We start from the raw sequence: 15,051 nt of genomic DNA, 5'->3' as shown, positions 1-15,051 counted from the left end.
GGCGTTATTTCGCCATCGCCGTTGGTTAATCCTAGCACCCCTTTACATCGCATGCTAAGCTGCAAGAACACGTATCCACCCAACGGAATGGCACTTGGACCACTTAACCGACAAAGAGTTCGATCGAGTTTGCACGTACCTGTCCTGCACCATCGGACTGAACATGCGATCAAAACGGGTGCTGCTCGATTGCCGGCTCTCGCGCGAGCGGGAGCGTTTTGGGTTTTCCACGTTCTCCTCGTACCTCGACGCAGTGGAAGCGGGAACCGACAACGAAGTCAACGCCCGCTTCATCGACCTCGTCACGACCCACTACACCTACTTCCTGCGCGAGAGCAGGCAGTTCGACTTCCTGCGCACCACGGCGTTTCCCGAGCTGGAAGCCTCGCGACCGCGCCGCACCTGGAACATCCTATGCGCGGGCTGCTCCACCGGCGAGGAATGCTACACCACCTCCATGATCGCGGAGGACTACGGCCGCGGACGCAACCTGCCCCCTGTGCGCATAACCGGCATCGACATCTCCGGGAAAGCCATCGAGAAGGCGAGTCGGGCAACCTACCAACCTGCCCACGTGGAGAAAGTTCCACCACGCTGGCTGTCGTCCTACTTCACGCACAACGACGGCAACTACACGGTAACCGGCCCTGTACGCCGTCGCGTGACGTTCGCCCAGGCGAATCTCAACGACCCCGACGCGCTGCGACGCCGTTACGACCTCATCATGTGCCGCAACGTCATCATCTACTTCGACAGGGAAACGCGCGAGAAGGTGCTCGACAACCTGCACCGCCACCTCGCCGTTTCAGGCTACCTCATCCTCGGCCATTCGGAAATCATCCGCAGCCGAGCCAAGTTCGTCTATCAAAAAGACTCCGTATACCAAAAGCAACCGGAAGCGATCATCTCATGAAGCAGTCCTTCAAAAACGCGAGCATCGGCCGCATCCTCATGATGTCGTACGTCACCATCATCGCGCTGTTCGCGGTCTCCATCTGCGTGTCGATCTTCGGTGTCCACCAGAACTCGGCAATGACCACCGCATTCTACGAGCAACCCTATCAGGTGTCCAAGAGCGCCATATCGCTGCGCAACACCATCGAGCAGATATCGATCTACCTCAAACAGTGCCTCATCTCGGAGGATCCCATGGAAAGGGAGCAACTGATCGCCGACATCGAGCAGCTGGCCATCGAGCGCGAGGCCGAGTACAACGCCGTCGCGACGAACTTCAAAACGGATCTGGACGTGCTCAACCAGTTCGCCATGGCAAGCGAGAGCCTCTTGTCCGTGCGCAACAAGGTGGTGGACGAGATACGTGCGGGCGACATCGACCAGGCCAACACGCTCTTCCAGCAGAGCTACCTGCCCCAGAAGAATGCCACCCTCGGCCTGGCCGACGATATCGTCGACGCCGCCGAGCAGAAGTCGGTCGACTATTCCCAGGAAACCACCTATGTGGAAATCGCAACTTCGGCCATCATCGTGCTGATCGGCCTTATCACAATCGGACTGGTCGTCGTTCTCTGGCGCCGCATCTCCCATGCCATCGCCGTGCCGGTGGAAGAGATCGAGGGCATGGCGAAGCGCGTGGCCGAGGGCGACCTCTCGGTGCACGTCAACCCGAGCTCCAACAACGAGCTGGGGGCGCTCGCCGCGTCCATGAACAAGACGGTGGCGGCGCTGCGCCTGATGGTCGAGCAGTTGAAGGAAACGGTGGAGCAGGTGGAGCGCTCGTCGTCCCAGATGTCCGACGGCTCGCAAACGGTCGCGCAGGGATCGGCCGAGCAGGCTATGAGCATTGAGGAGCTGGCCACCAGCGTGCAGGACATCACCCAGGTGGTGGAGGAGAACAACGAGAGCGTGCTCATAGCCAACGAGAACACGGCAGACGTACTGTCCGCCGTCGAGCACAGCAACGACCAGATATCCCGAGCCGTGGAAGTCATCGCCGACATCAAAGTGAGCACCCGCAGCATCTCGCAACTGGCGAACACCATTGAAGACATCTCGTTCCAGACGAACATCCTCGCCCTCAACGCCTCGGTAGAGGCGGCGCGCGCAGGCGAAGCCGGCCGCGGGTTCTCCATCGTGGCCGAGGAGATCCGTCGCTTGGCCACCCAGGTAAGCGAGGTGGCGCGCGCAGCCGACGAGCTGGCCGTGCGCGCCACCTCGAGCGTGGAAAACGGCAGCGCGCTCATCAGGGTGACCTCGACGAGCATGGAGAGCGCCGTAGCCGCCACGGAAGGCGTCAAAGAGATGATGTCCGCTATCGCGCGGGCATCCGCACAGCAGCTGGAAGCCGTATCCCAGATACAGGAGAGCATGGACAGCCTGTCCGACGTGGTACAGGAGAACTCTGCGGCCTCGGAGGAGAGCGCCGTCATCGGCGAGGAACTGGCCGAGCAAGCCCGCAACCTCAAGCACCTCATCAACCGCTTCACGCTCGAGGAAACCGCAAACAGGGAAGACGGCGATGCGCGGTGACCAACCAAGCCGCCAAAAGCCCCTTGCCGAGTTTTTTCGCGGAACCGGAGCGCGCCGAGTTCCTGAGCCTGCGTGCGGCGAACGCTGCGCTGCGGGAGCAGCTGGACACCATGCGCGGCCTGGCCTTCCGCGATCAGCTGACCGGCCTGTTCAGCCGCCATTACCTCACGGACTATCTTGAGCAGAAGATGCGGGAAACCGGGGACGAGTCCCATATCGTGCTCGCCCTCTGCGACATCGACGACTTCAAAGCCATCAACGACGTGCGCGGCCACCAGTCGGGCGACATCGCCATCGTGTGCATCGCCGACATCCTCGACGACCTGGCCGGCAACCACCCCGTCATCCGCTGGGGCGGTGAGGAGCTGCTCATCGTCCTGTCCTCGATGCCCGAGCACGAAGCGCTGCGCCTATGCAACCGCATGCGCGAGGAAGTGGCCGCATACCGCATCGACGACGGTGCAGGCGAATTCTCCTGCACGCTCACGTTCGGCCTGAGCTCTTTCGATCCGGATCTCACGTTCGCCGAGAACTTCGTGCTCGTCGACCGCGCGCTATACCACGGCAAGGAAACCGGGAAGAACCGCTGCACATTCGCGCAGCCCGAAGCGTCAAGCGAGCAGAGATGAAGGCGGTTAGGCACGAGGAGCTCACGGTGCGGGTCGTTCTCAAGCCCAATTGCGGGCTTGAGAACACGCGCGCGTCGCTGGTTATGCGCCGCATCGCGCCGCTCTGCGACAATCTCTCCTGCCATCCGCATTCCGTGAAAAGCGACCGGTCTACCATTGCTTTCCTGCGAGACCATGGGCTGTACCTGCGCTTCAGCTCGCCCACCCCGGAGCAGGTGCTGCTGACCATAAAAAGCTCGTTCTTCGTGGATCACTGCACCCTTGTCGAGGACCACGCTTCCCTGCCGGCTTACGAGAAGGAGGACCTGGAAGCCGACGGAATAGAGGATTCCGCGTTCGCATCGCCTTCCACCTTTGCCGACGAAGGCAAGCTGGACGGAGGAGGCGGCGATCTCACGAACCTCCTCGCAAAGTTCGAGGAAGTGCACCGCAAGCTGCACGAACATGCCGAGAACCAGCCGCAAGACCGCGAGCTGAGCAGCGTTGTCTTCTCGCATGCCCAGGTAGTGGACGAACTGAGAACAGCCGTCGCGCGTTCCCGCATCGAGCCCTTCGATCGTATGGCCCCGTCGCTCAAAACCCTCGTTGCCGACTACGGCCGCCGTTTCGGCGTGCTTGTCGACCTCGATATCGTAGACGGCCATATAGCGCTCGATCGATCGGTACTGGCCTCGATGAAGGAGATTATCAAGCGCGTCATACGGTCGTGCCTCCGTGACGGCATCGAGCAGCCCGAGCACCGCATGGCGACAGGCAAGCCCCCGCGTGCAACGCTGCGCCTGCGCTTGGAAAGCGATGGCTCGGAAGTGGTCTGCCGGATCGAGCACGACGGAAGGCCGTTCGACTCTCGCATCATCGGCAAGCAGGCTTTGGAGCGTGGGCTGCTGACGCGACCGCTCGAAACCTACACCGAGGAGGAGATAGGCGCCCTTCTGTTGCTCCCCGGCTTCGTCGCGGCTGTCGAAAACCCTGTTTCGAGTATGTTTTCCCAGTTCAATGAAATCGGTTCTATCCTGCAGCACATAGGCGGCCGCGGCGAGGTGCGCAACACCGACCACGGCACGCTGGAGATAGCGCTTCACTTCCCCGTGCCGTTCACCATCATGGAGGCGGCCCTTCTGCGCACAGGGTCGATGCGCTTCGCCTTGCCCGCCCAGCAGATCGGGCACTTCGAAGCATATCGCGCCGAGCGGATCGGGAGGGACGAGGACGGGCGGGAGGCTCGATCTGAAAGCCGTATGCGAGCAAGCTCCGTCTTCTATACAGGCGAAGACGGCAGACGCGCGAATTTGCTGAACGGGCCCGATTCAGGTTCGCCGTTGGAGGCGGAAAGTCCCGCATTCGCCTTGTTCCTCGAAGCACTGGGAGAGCTGCGCTGTCTTGCCGTGGACGCCGTGGACGGCTACGAGCGCATCTCCGTAAGCAAGCTGCCCCCGCTGCTCGACCACGGCACCCTGCGCAGGGCGGGCTGCTTCGGCTACTCGCGCCTCAAAGACGGCGCACCCTGCGCCGTGATAAGCATTCGCCACCTGTTGAACGCGGTTTTTAAGGAGGAGGGTTCCCGTGCGCGATCGTGAGCAGCGCCTGCGATGGATAGAGAAGCTCATCAGCGGGAACGAGCAGGATCTCCGACGTTCAAACGCGCTCGTCATTCTCACGGAGAGCGGCAACATGGCCATCGCGTTCACCTCAATCGAAGAGGTGGTGCCAGCCAGCGAGATCAGATCCCTGGCCTTCCTTCCCCATGAGTTCAGCGGCGTGCTCCCACGCGGCTACGAGCTTGTGCCGGTGCTCGACACCGGTGGCGCCGCCGACGAGGAATCGTCCTACATCGTGATCGTGCGGAGCGGCGATAACCTGCTCGGGCTGAGGTTCGTCGGCACGCCGTACGTGGTGAACCTGGACGAGACGAAGCACGCGCCGCTGAAGACGCGCTTCCCGCAGGGCTTCGATGCCGAGACTTTGCCAGTGCTCGACATTGACGCCATCGTGGGCACGCTGCTCGCCGCCCGCTGACGGCGGCATTGCGGCGTCTGCCGACCGCACCTTACGACCGCCCGTCCAAGACCTCGCCGAACGCCGCAAGGAAGTCGCGCGGCCGGCCCTTTTCAAGTCGGTATCCATCGTGCCCCTAAATAATACCGTTTTGCTAACGTTTTGCGAAACGGTCATAGAACCGTTGCCGGTACCAGAGCGCGGCCGGACGCCGGCGCGCACTTGGCCCATCGGGCACCGCGGCGTTTCTGGCGCCATCGAGCGCTGCAGTCAAAATGGGGCTTGCTGCGCCCGCAGCCGCGCAGAGGCGCATGCGGAAGGTTCGCTTTCCTATTGGTGGCAGGTGTGGCACTGGTAGTCGTTCGTATGGTGGCAGCTGATGCAGAACTCGGGCGCCGTATCCTGCACGGGCTCGCCGGAGTGCAGCGCGTGGCAGTCGGCGCACGTCTGGCCGGCATGGCCCTCGCCTACAGGGCGGGCGTGCGGGTTCACGACGGTACCCTTGGCGTCGGTCAGCACGGCCGAGTCGGCCGTCTTGGCCGCCAGTTCCTCGTAGCTGCCGTGGCAGGCGAAGCATGCCTGCTCGTCGATGGCGGTGTCGCGCAGCCTCGTGGCGCGCTCCTTCGCGCGGTCGGGCGTGGCGCCCTCGTGGGCCTTCTCCAAGCCGACCTCGTCGGCATGGCACACGGAGCAGGTGTTCCCTCCGGCGGCGGACAGGGCCCCGTAGCACGGCATGCCCTCCAGCGACCCGTCCTCCGTCGCATGGCAGGTCGCGCAGTTGGCGTCGGCCGACCACGTGAAGTCGACGGTTATGGAGGCATCCTTCGCCAGCGAGCCCTCGTGGGCCTTCGGCGCACAGCCCGCCCCGGCCGCAACGGCCGCCAGAAGGCACACGGCGCACACGGCCGACGCGATGCCGGCCTTCACGTTTCTCATGGGCTTATCTCCCTCGATGGTGAGCCAGCCACGCGGCGGGGAATGGGGAGGGAGGGTATCCCCGCCGGTGGCATGGATCCGGTACGGATGTCCGGCGCCAAGCGGCGCCGGGCGGGCGCTGGCACGGCCCGCCCGCAGGCCGACCCGCCGCGCCGCGGGCGCTTCAGGCTATTTCGCGTCCCAAGCCGTTTCGGCCGCCGCGTTCTCTCCGGCAATACGGCCGCACACGATGCACTCGGTCACGTTGCCGCCGCCCTGGTACACGAACTTGAAGCACGAGGAAATCTCGCCAGCCGTGTACAGGCGCGGGATGGGCTCGTTGTTCCAGTCGATGACGCGCCGGTCGCCGTCGGCCTGCAGGCCGCCCTTCGTGTTCGGGCCGCCCGCCACGAGCGGCATGGCGTAGAACGGCGGTGTGCTGATGGCCTGGAAGCCGGGGTCGACCACCTCGCCGGTGAGCGCGTTCTTCGTGGCGCTCGTGCGGCCGAACTCCTCGTCGGCGCCCGTGTCCACCATCTTCTGGTACTGCTCCATGGTGGCGGCGAGCACGGCCGGATCCATGCGGCCCTCGTTCAGCTCGTGCGTGTCGCGAATCTTCTGCGCCAGCTCCTCGATGGAATCCGCCTTGATGAGCCAGCCGTTGTCGATGGCGTTCTGATTGTCCTTATCCCAATCGATGATGCCGAATCCGCAGGTGGAGAGCGTGGTGTTCACCAGCGGGCCCGCCTTGCGCTTCGTCTCGTCGATGATCATGTAGGCCGGCGTGTTCGGGAACTCCAGCGTGACGATGTCCATGTGCACGGCGTTCTTGTACGAGAAGTAGCGGCTCGGGTCCTTCGTGATGAGCGTCTCGTCCATGAAGCGCCTGCCCTCGGAGTTCACGACGATGGTGCCGGCTCCGCCCACGGAGTCGGTGATCGAGCCCACGTTCATGGGGCCCACCTGCACGTCCGGGCACGACCAGATCAGGCGCGACGCGGCCTTGCCCACCTTCGCCAGCTGAGCGCCCGCCTCGCAGCCCATGCGGATGCCGTCGCCCGTGTTCGACAGCGTGCCGTAGAACGCCCAGCCCGTGATGCCCTGGCCCTCTAAAAATGCGCGGCGCATCTCCTCGTTGTACTCGTAGCCGCCGGTGGTCAGGATAACGCCCTTGCCGGCCTTCACGCGGATGTCCTTGTCGCCCTGCGTGGCAACCACGCCGATGACGGCGCCCTCGTCGTCCATGATCAGGCTCTTGCCCGGCGTCTCGTAGGCTATGGTGATGTTGTCGGCGCGGGCGGCGATGCCGGTCTTCAGGCAGTTGAAGAATGCCAGGCCGGCGGCCGTGTCCTCCTTGGGCAGGTCGAGCGTGGGATAGTCCGGCCCGGTGGCCGACTTGCCGTACGTGGAGTTGTAGCTCTTGTAGCCGCTCTCCTTCGCGCCGGGGAAGTCGGGGAACGCCGCGCCGCCGCGCTCGATGACCTTGTAGTCGGGGTCGAGGCTCTGCATGAACTCGACGTTCTTCGGCGAGTACTCGGCGAACTTCTCCACGATGTCGTCGACGAACAGGGGCGACTGCTCGCCCTCGGCCTTCGTGTCCAGGTTCTCGCCGCTGAACATGGCCTTGAGGTACTGCTTCAGGGCCTCCTTGTCGCCGTCGGGGTCCGGAGAGTGGTAGATGCCGCCCGACATGACGGTGTTGCACAGGTGCTTGTCCTCGGCGTTCTTCTCCAGCACGAGCACCTTGGCGCCCGCGTCGGCCGCCGCGATGGCCGCGCACGCACCCGCTCCGCCGTAGCCGACGATGACGACCTCTGCCTCCTGGTCCCACTGCTCCGCGTCGGCCGATGCTCCCCCGCCGCCCGCGCACCCCGCGAGGCCCAAGCCCGCCGTCGCCATGGCGGCCCCCGCCGCGGCGACACTGGCCCCCTTGAAGAAGTCCCGACGTGAAACGCCCTTTTCCTGCGCCATGATGCTCCCCTTCCTCCGTTTCGTCTCGAGCATGCGACTCCCCGTGAAGTTGCGCGCTATGCTCCGCAAAAGGAGTCTGCGATTGCAGTATACGAGGGCTGACCTGCATAGATAAAATGCGAGTATCGGATGGGGCCATGCGCTTCGGCCCACATGCGGGCAAAACCTGCATACCGGTATGCGGAAAACGCAAGGGCACGGGCGGGGCTTCGGCGGCCAGATGGCCGGGCGGCGGCCTTCCCCTCCGGCAAAGCATGTTCGCCTTCGGAATGCCCGCTATAAGCGTCAATTCGTGGTAGGATGGAAAGGACGAGTGGAACCCCGTGCCACAGGAGGGGAGCATGGACATCAACGTCTTTCGCGAGTTCGCCGAAGTCGTGCTGCAAGGCAGCTACTCTGCCGCGGCCAAGGCCCTCAACCTGTCACAGCCCACGCTAAGCCGCCACGTGGGTGCGCTGGAGAAGGAGCTGAACGTGAAGCTGGTGGCCGACATCCTGCCCGTGAGGCTGACGCCGGCGGGCGACACGGTGCTCCAAACCGCCCTGCGCATGGACGACCTCTACACCGGCATGCAGGACGAGCTGGCAGAATTGCGCCGTGTGGCGCCCGCGCGCATCCGCATCCATGACACGCCCGCGCTCAGGCCGCTGTCCGCGCGACTCGCGGCCGCAGCGGACGGAACGGTACGCGCACATCCGCGCACCATCGTGGAGTACGTGGCACCGCCCGCGGGAAAGACGCCGGGAGAGGCGGTGGCCGAGGACCTTTGCGACGTGGCGTTCGTGCAGTTGGTGAAAGAGGCTCGTCCTTGCGGGGCGGGAAGCGTCAGCGAGGACGGGCAGGACGGCCGGGTCGCCACGCCGGAAGCAGGTGCCCCGGCCTTCAAGCCCCCTGCCGGCGTGGGAATGGCGGCGATCTCGCGACCGGGGAGCCGGTTGGTGTTCGGCCTGCCGCGAGAGGCGGCGGGACTGCCGGAGGCGGAGCTCGCATCCCTGCGCCACGAGACGTTCCTCCTGTTCGCGCACAAGGCCTGCAAGCCGTTGAGGGACACGTTCGCCGCCGCCTGCCGAAGCCGCGGCTTCCGGCCGGCCGTCAAGCTGCTGCCCTGCTCCCGCTACGAGGAGCTCTACCTGATGGGCCACGGCGACGGCATCCACCTATTGTCCGAGGACGACCTTGCGTCGGACGACTCCCTCGCGCACCGGCTGGAAGAGCGCATGGCCCTCGTGCCCTCGGCTGCCGCCGACGGGCTGCAGCTGAGCTGGCACGCGCTCTACCGGGACGAAGGCCCCATTCGCGACCCCGCGCAGGCGCGCGTCGCAGGCCGACGCCCGGATGCCGGCGCGCGGCCCGCCGGTGCCGGAAGCGGCGGAGCCTCGCATGCCACCGCCCTCGCCTGCTTCCTCGAACTGCTGTCGGAACCGGGCGCTTGCCCCGCGTAGCCTCGCGCCCACAGGCACCCGCCACGCGGCGCCGTTCGATCAGTTATTTCCGGCCACTCTGTCCATGGCCTCCACAAACGCCTCTGGGTGATCGTAGTGGATGTCGTGGCCCGACTCGACGACGATCGTCTCGCAGGCGCCGACGAGCTCTTGCACGCGCGCGGCGTCCTCGTCGGAGTTGGCTGCCAGCAAAAGGCCGTCCTCGCCGTACTTCGTCTTCGCCTTGAGGTAGACGGCAGGACAGGCGATGCGGGAGAGCAGGTCGGCCTGGTCGACGCCTGCGAACCACGAGCCGTCGTGGAACGTCTCGGCGAACCGCACGTCGAAGTCGTCGTAGAAGTACAGGCCGCGCACCCAGTCGTGCGGCACCCAGGCCAGCGTGAGGTGCGCGTCGGGGGTCGCGGCGCGCTCGGCCGCCGTCCACTCCGCGATCTTGGGCTGCAAGCCGCCGAACAGGCCGAACAGGTAGGAGTGCTGCGCGTAGTACACGGCCGGGTCGGCCACCTTGTCCTGGCCCAGGTACGCGTGGACGACCTCGAAGGCGTCCTTCCACACGAAGCAGCCAGGCGGAGCCTGCATCTCCTCGGGCGTGACGCGGAAGAAGGGCGGGTCCTCCAACAGGCAGGCCGTCACATGCTCGGCGTCGTTCGCGGCAAGCCAGGCGGCCACGACGCCGCCCGACGAATGGCCGGACACGAGGTAGGGCCCGCCGATCTCCTGAGCGGCGAAGTCCTTGAGCTCCTGGCCGATGGCCTGGCACGAGTAGAGCGCGGAGTCGTGGGCGGACTCGCCGTGGCCGAAGCAGTCGACGGCGAACACGTGGTAGCGCTTCGCCAGCTCGGGCAGCACGCGCGCGTAGTCCTCCCACTGCATCCCCTGGCCGTGCACGAGCACAAGCGCCGGCCCGTTGTCGGGCCCCTCGGCGTAATTGAGGGTCGTGGGAGACAGGGCTGGGACAGGGGGACGGTTCTCTTGTCCCCAGAGTTCGGGGACAAGAGAACCGTCCCCCTGTCCCAGCCGCCCCTGTCCCAGCCCTGTCCTAGCCAACTCCACCTGCTTCTCCACGAAGCAGGCCGCAGACGCCTTCGCGAGGTCGCGCGCCTCGCCGTGGCGGTTGTTGTCCACGTACGCGGCGAGGGCAATGCCCGCCGCGAGCGCGATAGCTGCAATGACGAAGACTGCGATCATGCCCGCCTTCTTTCCGATGCGCGCCATGGCGCCCCTCTTTCTCGCCCGCCGCCTTCGGGGCAGGCGAGGCTACCGTTCGATCATCCTGCGGAGCGTCGACACGCGGTCCATGAACTCGTCGGCCTTCAGGATGGCGAGGCCCTGCTCCTCGTCGCCGAACACCAGAAGCGCGTCGCCGGCCTCGATGCCGAACAGCTCGCGCGCCTGCTTCGGGATGACGATCTGCCCGCGCTCGCCCACCGTGACGGTGCCGAACAGGTGCTTGCCACGCGGCGGCATGGGCAGCATCGTGCCCTGCGGGTCAAAGCCCACGAGCGCGTCGAGCGACACGTCGAGCGCCTCGGCCAGCGCGCCCGCGTGCGCGAGATCGGGAACGGAATCGCCCGCCTCCCACTTCGCCACGGTCTGCCGCGCCACGCCCAAGCGCTCGGCCAGCTGCTCCTGCGTGAGGCCCATCATCTTGCGTCCGCTCTGAATGTTCGAACCGATCATGTTTTTCCTACTCCTCGCCATGACACGATACGCCTGATGCCGCCGCCGTTCCACCACCCGATGATGGCAGATCGCACGCGGTTTGTCGCGAAGAGGTTGCAGGGGCCGCATCGAGCCTCGATGTTTCGCGTGAACCATCCGTTCCGACTCCCCCTTTGGCGCGCAATCGCCCGATTCGGAAGGCGCCGCGCGCGAATCGGGCGCCCGGACGGGCGGGCCGTGCGCCAAAGGGGAGGGGCCCTTCGGGTTTCTGCCCCTCCGAGTCACAGTTTTGACCGCTCTGAAGCCTTCTGACGCCCTGCGGGCCGCCTGGACGCCCGAGCGGCGGCCGGCCGAGGCCGTTCGCCCAGGTGGCGCGAAGCGGGCTCCCGCCAGGCCGCCCGCGCGGGCTTCAGAGCGGTCAAAACTGTGACTCGGAGGAGCAGAAAACGCGAAGAGGGGCGCCGGCGGCCGACCGGGCAGCGGGCCGCATGCGGATCCGGGCCGATCGACGCGGAAGCCTCCATCGGCAAGCTGCCGAGCTGTGCGTCAAAGGGGGAGTTAGAATATTCGTTCGGATAAAAACTGCCGCATCGAATGCGATGCGGCAGCGAAGTTGGCGCAGGCGTTGGAGGCGGAGGCTACAGCAGCTCCTCCACGGAGGGGGCCACGACGTCGGGGATGGAGGCCGTGGGCTCGAAGCGGCGGACGACGTTGCCCTCGCGATCGACGAGGAACTTCGTGAAGTTCCACTTGATGTCGGGCTTGGAGGCGTAGTCGGGGTCGGCCTTTGCCAACAGGTCCTCGAGGATCGGGGTGAGCTCGTGGCCCTCGTCGAAGCCCTCGAAGGCCTTCTGCCCTTGCAGGTAGGCGAACAGCGGGTCGGCGTCCTGGCCGTTGACCTCGATCTTCGAGAACTGCGGGAACGTCACGCCGAAGCGCGAGGTGCAGAACTGCGCGATCTCCTCGTCCGTCCCCGGCGCCTGGTGGCCGAACTGGTCGCACGGGAAGTCGAGGATGTCGAGGCCGCGCTCGTGCAGGCTGCGGTACAGCTCCTCGAGCTGGGCGTAGGTGGGCGTGAACCCGCATTCCGTGGCGGTGTTCACGATGAGCAGCACGCGCCCCTGGTAGTCGGCGAGCGAGACGTCCTCGCCCTGCTGGTTCTTGACGGTGAAATCGTAGAGGGAGGCCATGGTTCCTTCTTTCAGACGGCGGCTTTTGTTCGGGCCTCATGCTACCGCAAAATGATACTTTTTTGATAACAATTTACGGAACGGACACGGAACCGCCGCATGCGGCACGCTCTCACAGGAAGCGCACGTCCGCAGCCTCCTTCGGAGCGGTGCGGCGGTACGTCACGACGGGGTGGCCCACTACGAGCGCCGTGACCACCTTCCGTCCGCGCGCGAGTCCGAGCTCGCGGCGCAGCGCGGGCGAGAGCTTGGCCGCCAAGGCGAAAAAGCCGCTGTAGAGCACGCCAAGGCCGTGCGCCTGGGCCGCAAGCTCCATGTTAGAAGCGGCGAGCGCGCCGTTCACCTGGTCCTTCGCCACCACCACGATCACGGCCGGCGCGCCTTTGAAGAAGAAATGCTCGTCGACCTCCGTGCGGCGCGCCGTAGCGTCCACGAGGCGGGCGAAGGGCAGGATGCGGCGGAACAGGCGCACGGCCAGCTGCTCGCAACGATCGAGGCGCTCGCGCAGCACGATGTAGGAGACGTCCTGGGCGTTCTTGCCCGTGGGCGTGAGGCGGCCGGCCTCCACGATGTCGGCGATCGCCTCGTCGGACACGGGCCCTTCGGCGAAGCGCCTCATGCTGCGACGCGCGCCGATGGCAGCGAGCAGCCGGGCAGGCTCGAGCGTCTCCGCGCCGTCGAGCGGGCGCGGCTCCTCGTCGAAGCCGCTGATGGAAACCGCGCTCGTCGGACAGACGGCCACGCAGTGCGCGCACATGATGCAGGCCTGCGTGAGCGGCGCCACCTTCTTGCCCTCCACGGCGAGGTTGCTCGCCGGGCAGTCGTCGCGGCACAGCCCGCAGCCGATGCAGCGTGCGGCGTCGATCGTTATCTCGTGGCGGAAGCGCATGGAAACTCCTCTCTGAGCACCGCCCGTAGGGCATGGGCTCTGCCCTTGCCGTCGACCGGAAACGTCTTAGCTGTTGAACGGCAAGGGCAGACTCTTGCCCTACGAGGCGACCGCGCCCTCTTCCAGGTAGTAGCGGCGGCGGCCCTTCGACTTCTCGCCGTACTCGATGGCCTCGGTCGGGCAGCCGCCGATGCAGGCCATGCAGTGCGTGCACTCGCCCTTCCAGGCGGGCCGGCCCCCTTCGAGCACGATGCTGTTCAGCGGGCAGCGCGCGGCGCACAGGCCGCACGACGTGCACGCGTCCGAGGCGGCGAACGCCTTGTCGTGCACGAGCACCGGGTAGAACGCGGCGTTCACCGGGCCGCTGCGGAAGCGCGCCTTCATGGTCGGGGGCGCCTCGGGAAACGGCACGCCCGCCTGCACGAGGGCCGCGAGCTGGTCGAGGCGCTCCCCCGCCCGCGCCATCAGCTTGCGGCATTCCTCCTCGTCGGGCACGTCGTAGAGCGCGACGTAGTTCTCCGGCATGACCACCTCGGCCAAGCCGCGAAAGCGCAGGCCCGCCACCCGGCAGAGCCTTCGCGCGTACTTCGCCGCGTTGCCCACGGCGCCGCCGCAGGTCAACACGAAGTAGACGTCGCGGTTGCCCTCGAAGCTCACGCGGCGCAGCCACGCGTCCACCACGCGCGGCAGGCGCCACGCGTACGTCGGCGCCACCACCGCTATCGGCCGCTCCGAGCGCAGCGTGGGCGCCTCGTCCGCTTTCAAGGCATCGTTGATGGACACGACCTCGGCGTCGCCCAAGGCGTCGGCGAGCCGCCGCGCCGCCCACCGGCTGTTGCCCGTGCCGCTGAAGTACAGGATCATGGCGTCTTCCCCTTCTTTGACCGGTTCTTCGCATGCGCCTCGCTAAGCCCTGTTGTCGCCCGAAAAGCACGATTTTGAAGCGAAAGCCGCGTTTTTCGGGCGACAACGCGCATCGGGAAGAACCGTTGCCCTGCTCTACCTGATATGATACATTTTGTATCATGTTGCGCGATGCCGTCAACTGCCGCGACGGGACAAAACGGGGGGATGTGTCTCATGGACAAGAGGAAGCTCGCGAATCGGCAGGTGAAAGACCGGCTGCTGGCCGCGCTCGTGGAGTTCGCCGGCCGCAAGGACTGGTCGAAGGTGACGGTCACCGAGCTCGTGGAGCAGGCCGGCGTGGCGCGCGCGTCGTTCTACCGCAACTTCGCCTCGGTGGAGGAGCTGGTGGACTACGGCATCCGCCAGGTCACCGAGCGCTACCATGCGGGCAAGCCGGAGGGCCGCGAGGGCTTCCGCGACCGCGCGCTCGTGGAGTACAAGTTTCGCTTCTACCGGGAGAACGCGAAGCTCGTGCTGGCCTTCCACCGCGCGAAGGCCGCCACGTCGCTGCTCGACCTCGTCACCGACTGCGAGATAGCCGCGTGGGGCGACATGCCCCTGAGCTCGCCCGCGCGCTACGAGGTGTACTTCTACGCGGGCGCGTTCTACAACGTGTTGCTCTGCTGGCTCGAGAGCGGCGCGAGGGAGTCGCCCGAGGCGATGGCCGACGCGTTCATGGGACTAGTAGACGGAGTTGTTCGCCACAGCTGACTAAGTCGCTACGCGAAAAGCAGGGCTCGAAGTCACCGTTTTAACCGCTCTGAAGTCTTTTCGTTCGCTTGGAGCTCGATTTCGGCAGCCAGGCAGTCATCTTCTCCGCGTTTACGCAGGTCGTGAAGAGCGCCAAACGCCTGTTTCCCGCCGAAAAGCTTCACAGCTGTCAAAACGGTGACTGGAAGCCTGCGAATCCGCGAAGTCCCTCCGCACCGGCTGCGCGCCCGCACGGCGACAATAGTGACGCTTTG

14 protein-coding genes are annotated in these 15,051 nt (G+C 65.8%); 7 read left to right on the top strand and 7 right to left on the bottom strand.

Annotated elements, in window-relative coordinates:
- Positions 1 to 94 precede the first annotated feature (94 nt).
- The 5 genes from LB310_RS06335 to LB310_RS06315 are packed head-to-tail and all read left to right on the top strand — an operon-like array spanning position 95 to position 5,132.
- A complete protein-coding gene (locus LB310_RS06335) occupies positions 95 to 913 on the top strand; it encodes a protein-glutamate O-methyltransferase CheR (protein WP_087192029.1) in 819 nt (272 codons plus the stop codon).
- Positions 910 to 2,487, top strand: a complete 1,578-nt coding sequence (locus tag LB310_RS06330; RefSeq protein ID WP_087192028.1) for a methyl-accepting chemotaxis protein — start codon at positions 910 to 912, stop codon at positions 2,485 to 2,487. The genes LB310_RS06335 and LB310_RS06330 overlap by 4 nt, the downstream gene beginning before the upstream one ends.
- Entirely contained in the window at positions 2,484 to 3,116 is a 633-nt protein-coding gene (locus tag LB310_RS06325) for a GGDEF domain-containing protein (RefSeq protein ID WP_224768038.1), read from the top strand. Before LB310_RS06330 ends, LB310_RS06325 begins: the two co-directional genes overlap by 4 nt.
- A complete protein-coding gene (locus LB310_RS06320; protein ID WP_087192027.1) occupies positions 3,113 to 4,693 on the top strand; it encodes a chemotaxis protein CheA in 1,581 nt (526 codons plus the stop codon). The genes LB310_RS06325 and LB310_RS06320 overlap by 4 nt, the downstream gene beginning before the upstream one ends.
- Positions 4,680 to 5,132 carry a bifunctional autolysin gene (locus tag LB310_RS06315; RefSeq protein ID WP_087192026.1) on the top strand — a complete coding sequence of 151 codons (453 nt, stop codon included), beginning with the start codon at positions 4,680 to 4,682 and terminating at the stop codon, positions 5,130 to 5,132. The genes LB310_RS06320 and LB310_RS06315 overlap by 14 nt, the downstream gene beginning before the upstream one ends.
- Before the next feature lie 309 nt (positions 5,133 to 5,441).
- Here the strand turns inward: LB310_RS06315 and LB310_RS06310 are convergent, their stop codons facing one another.
- Positions 5,442 to 6,047 carry a cytochrome c3 family protein gene (locus tag LB310_RS06310; protein WP_087192025.1) on the bottom strand — a complete coding sequence of 202 codons (606 nt, stop codon included), beginning with the start codon at positions 6,045 to 6,047 and terminating at the stop codon, positions 5,442 to 5,444.
- Positions 6,048 to 6,215: 168 nt separating this feature from the next.
- Positions 6,216 to 7,997, bottom strand: coding sequence for an FAD-binding protein (locus LB310_RS06305; protein WP_301154748.1), 1,782 nt, complete (start codon positions 7,995 to 7,997; stop codon positions 6,216 to 6,218).
- A gap of 341 nt (positions 7,998 to 8,338) precedes the next feature.
- Here LB310_RS06305 and LB310_RS06300 point away from each other — a divergent pair, with 341 nt between their 5' ends.
- On the top strand, positions 8,339 to 9,439 hold the full coding sequence (locus LB310_RS06300) for a LysR family transcriptional regulator (RefSeq protein ID WP_087192023.1): 1,101 nt from the start codon (positions 8,339 to 8,341) through the stop codon (positions 9,437 to 9,439).
- Positions 9,440 to 9,478: 39 nt separating this feature from the next.
- Here LB310_RS06300 and LB310_RS06295 read toward each other — a convergent pair whose 3' ends face one another.
- From LB310_RS06295 to LB310_RS06275, 5 genes are all read right to left on the bottom strand, one after another.
- Positions 9,479 to 10,654: an alpha/beta hydrolase gene (locus LB310_RS06295; RefSeq protein ID WP_301154747.1), complete on the bottom strand. Its 1,176-nt coding sequence runs from the start codon at positions 10,652 to 10,654 to the stop codon at positions 9,479 to 9,481.
- A gap of 42 nt (positions 10,655 to 10,696) precedes the next feature.
- Positions 10,697 to 11,230: a helix-turn-helix domain-containing protein gene (locus LB310_RS06290; RefSeq protein WP_338016441.1), complete on the bottom strand. Its 534-nt coding sequence runs from the start codon at positions 11,228 to 11,230 to the stop codon at positions 10,697 to 10,699.
- Between the two features lie 509 nt (positions 11,231 to 11,739).
- Positions 11,740 to 12,291, bottom strand: coding sequence for a glutathione peroxidase (locus tag LB310_RS06285; RefSeq protein ID WP_087192020.1), 552 nt, complete (start codon positions 12,289 to 12,291; stop codon positions 11,740 to 11,742).
- A 112-nt stretch (positions 12,292 to 12,403) separates the two neighbouring features.
- The gene (locus tag LB310_RS06280; RefSeq protein ID WP_301154746.1) at positions 12,404 to 13,180 is read right to left on the bottom strand and encodes a nitroreductase family protein; all 777 of its coding nucleotides are present in this window, start codon (positions 13,178 to 13,180) and stop codon (positions 12,404 to 12,406) included.
- 99 nt (positions 13,181 to 13,279) lie between these two features.
- On the bottom strand, positions 13,280 to 14,044 hold the full coding sequence (locus LB310_RS06275) for an EFR1 family ferrodoxin (protein WP_087192018.1): 765 nt from the start codon (positions 14,042 to 14,044) through the stop codon (positions 13,280 to 13,282).
- 216 nt (positions 14,045 to 14,260) lie between these two features.
- Here LB310_RS06275 and LB310_RS06270 point away from each other — a divergent pair, with 216 nt between their 5' ends.
- Positions 14,261 to 14,797 (top strand): TetR/AcrR family transcriptional regulator, encoded by a 537-nt coding sequence (locus tag LB310_RS06270; RefSeq protein ID WP_157007559.1) that lies wholly within the window; start codon positions 14,261 to 14,263, stop codon positions 14,795 to 14,797.
- The last annotated feature ends 254 nt before the right edge of the window (positions 14,798 to 15,051 follow it).

It is taken from the genome of Gordonibacter sp. RACS_AR49 (assembly GCF_030418435.1).
GTDB classification, from domain to species: Bacteria; Actinomycetota; Coriobacteriia; order Coriobacteriales; family Eggerthellaceae; genus Gordonibacter; species Gordonibacter urolithinfaciens.
This window is presented reverse-complemented; position numbering and strand designations above follow the sequence as displayed.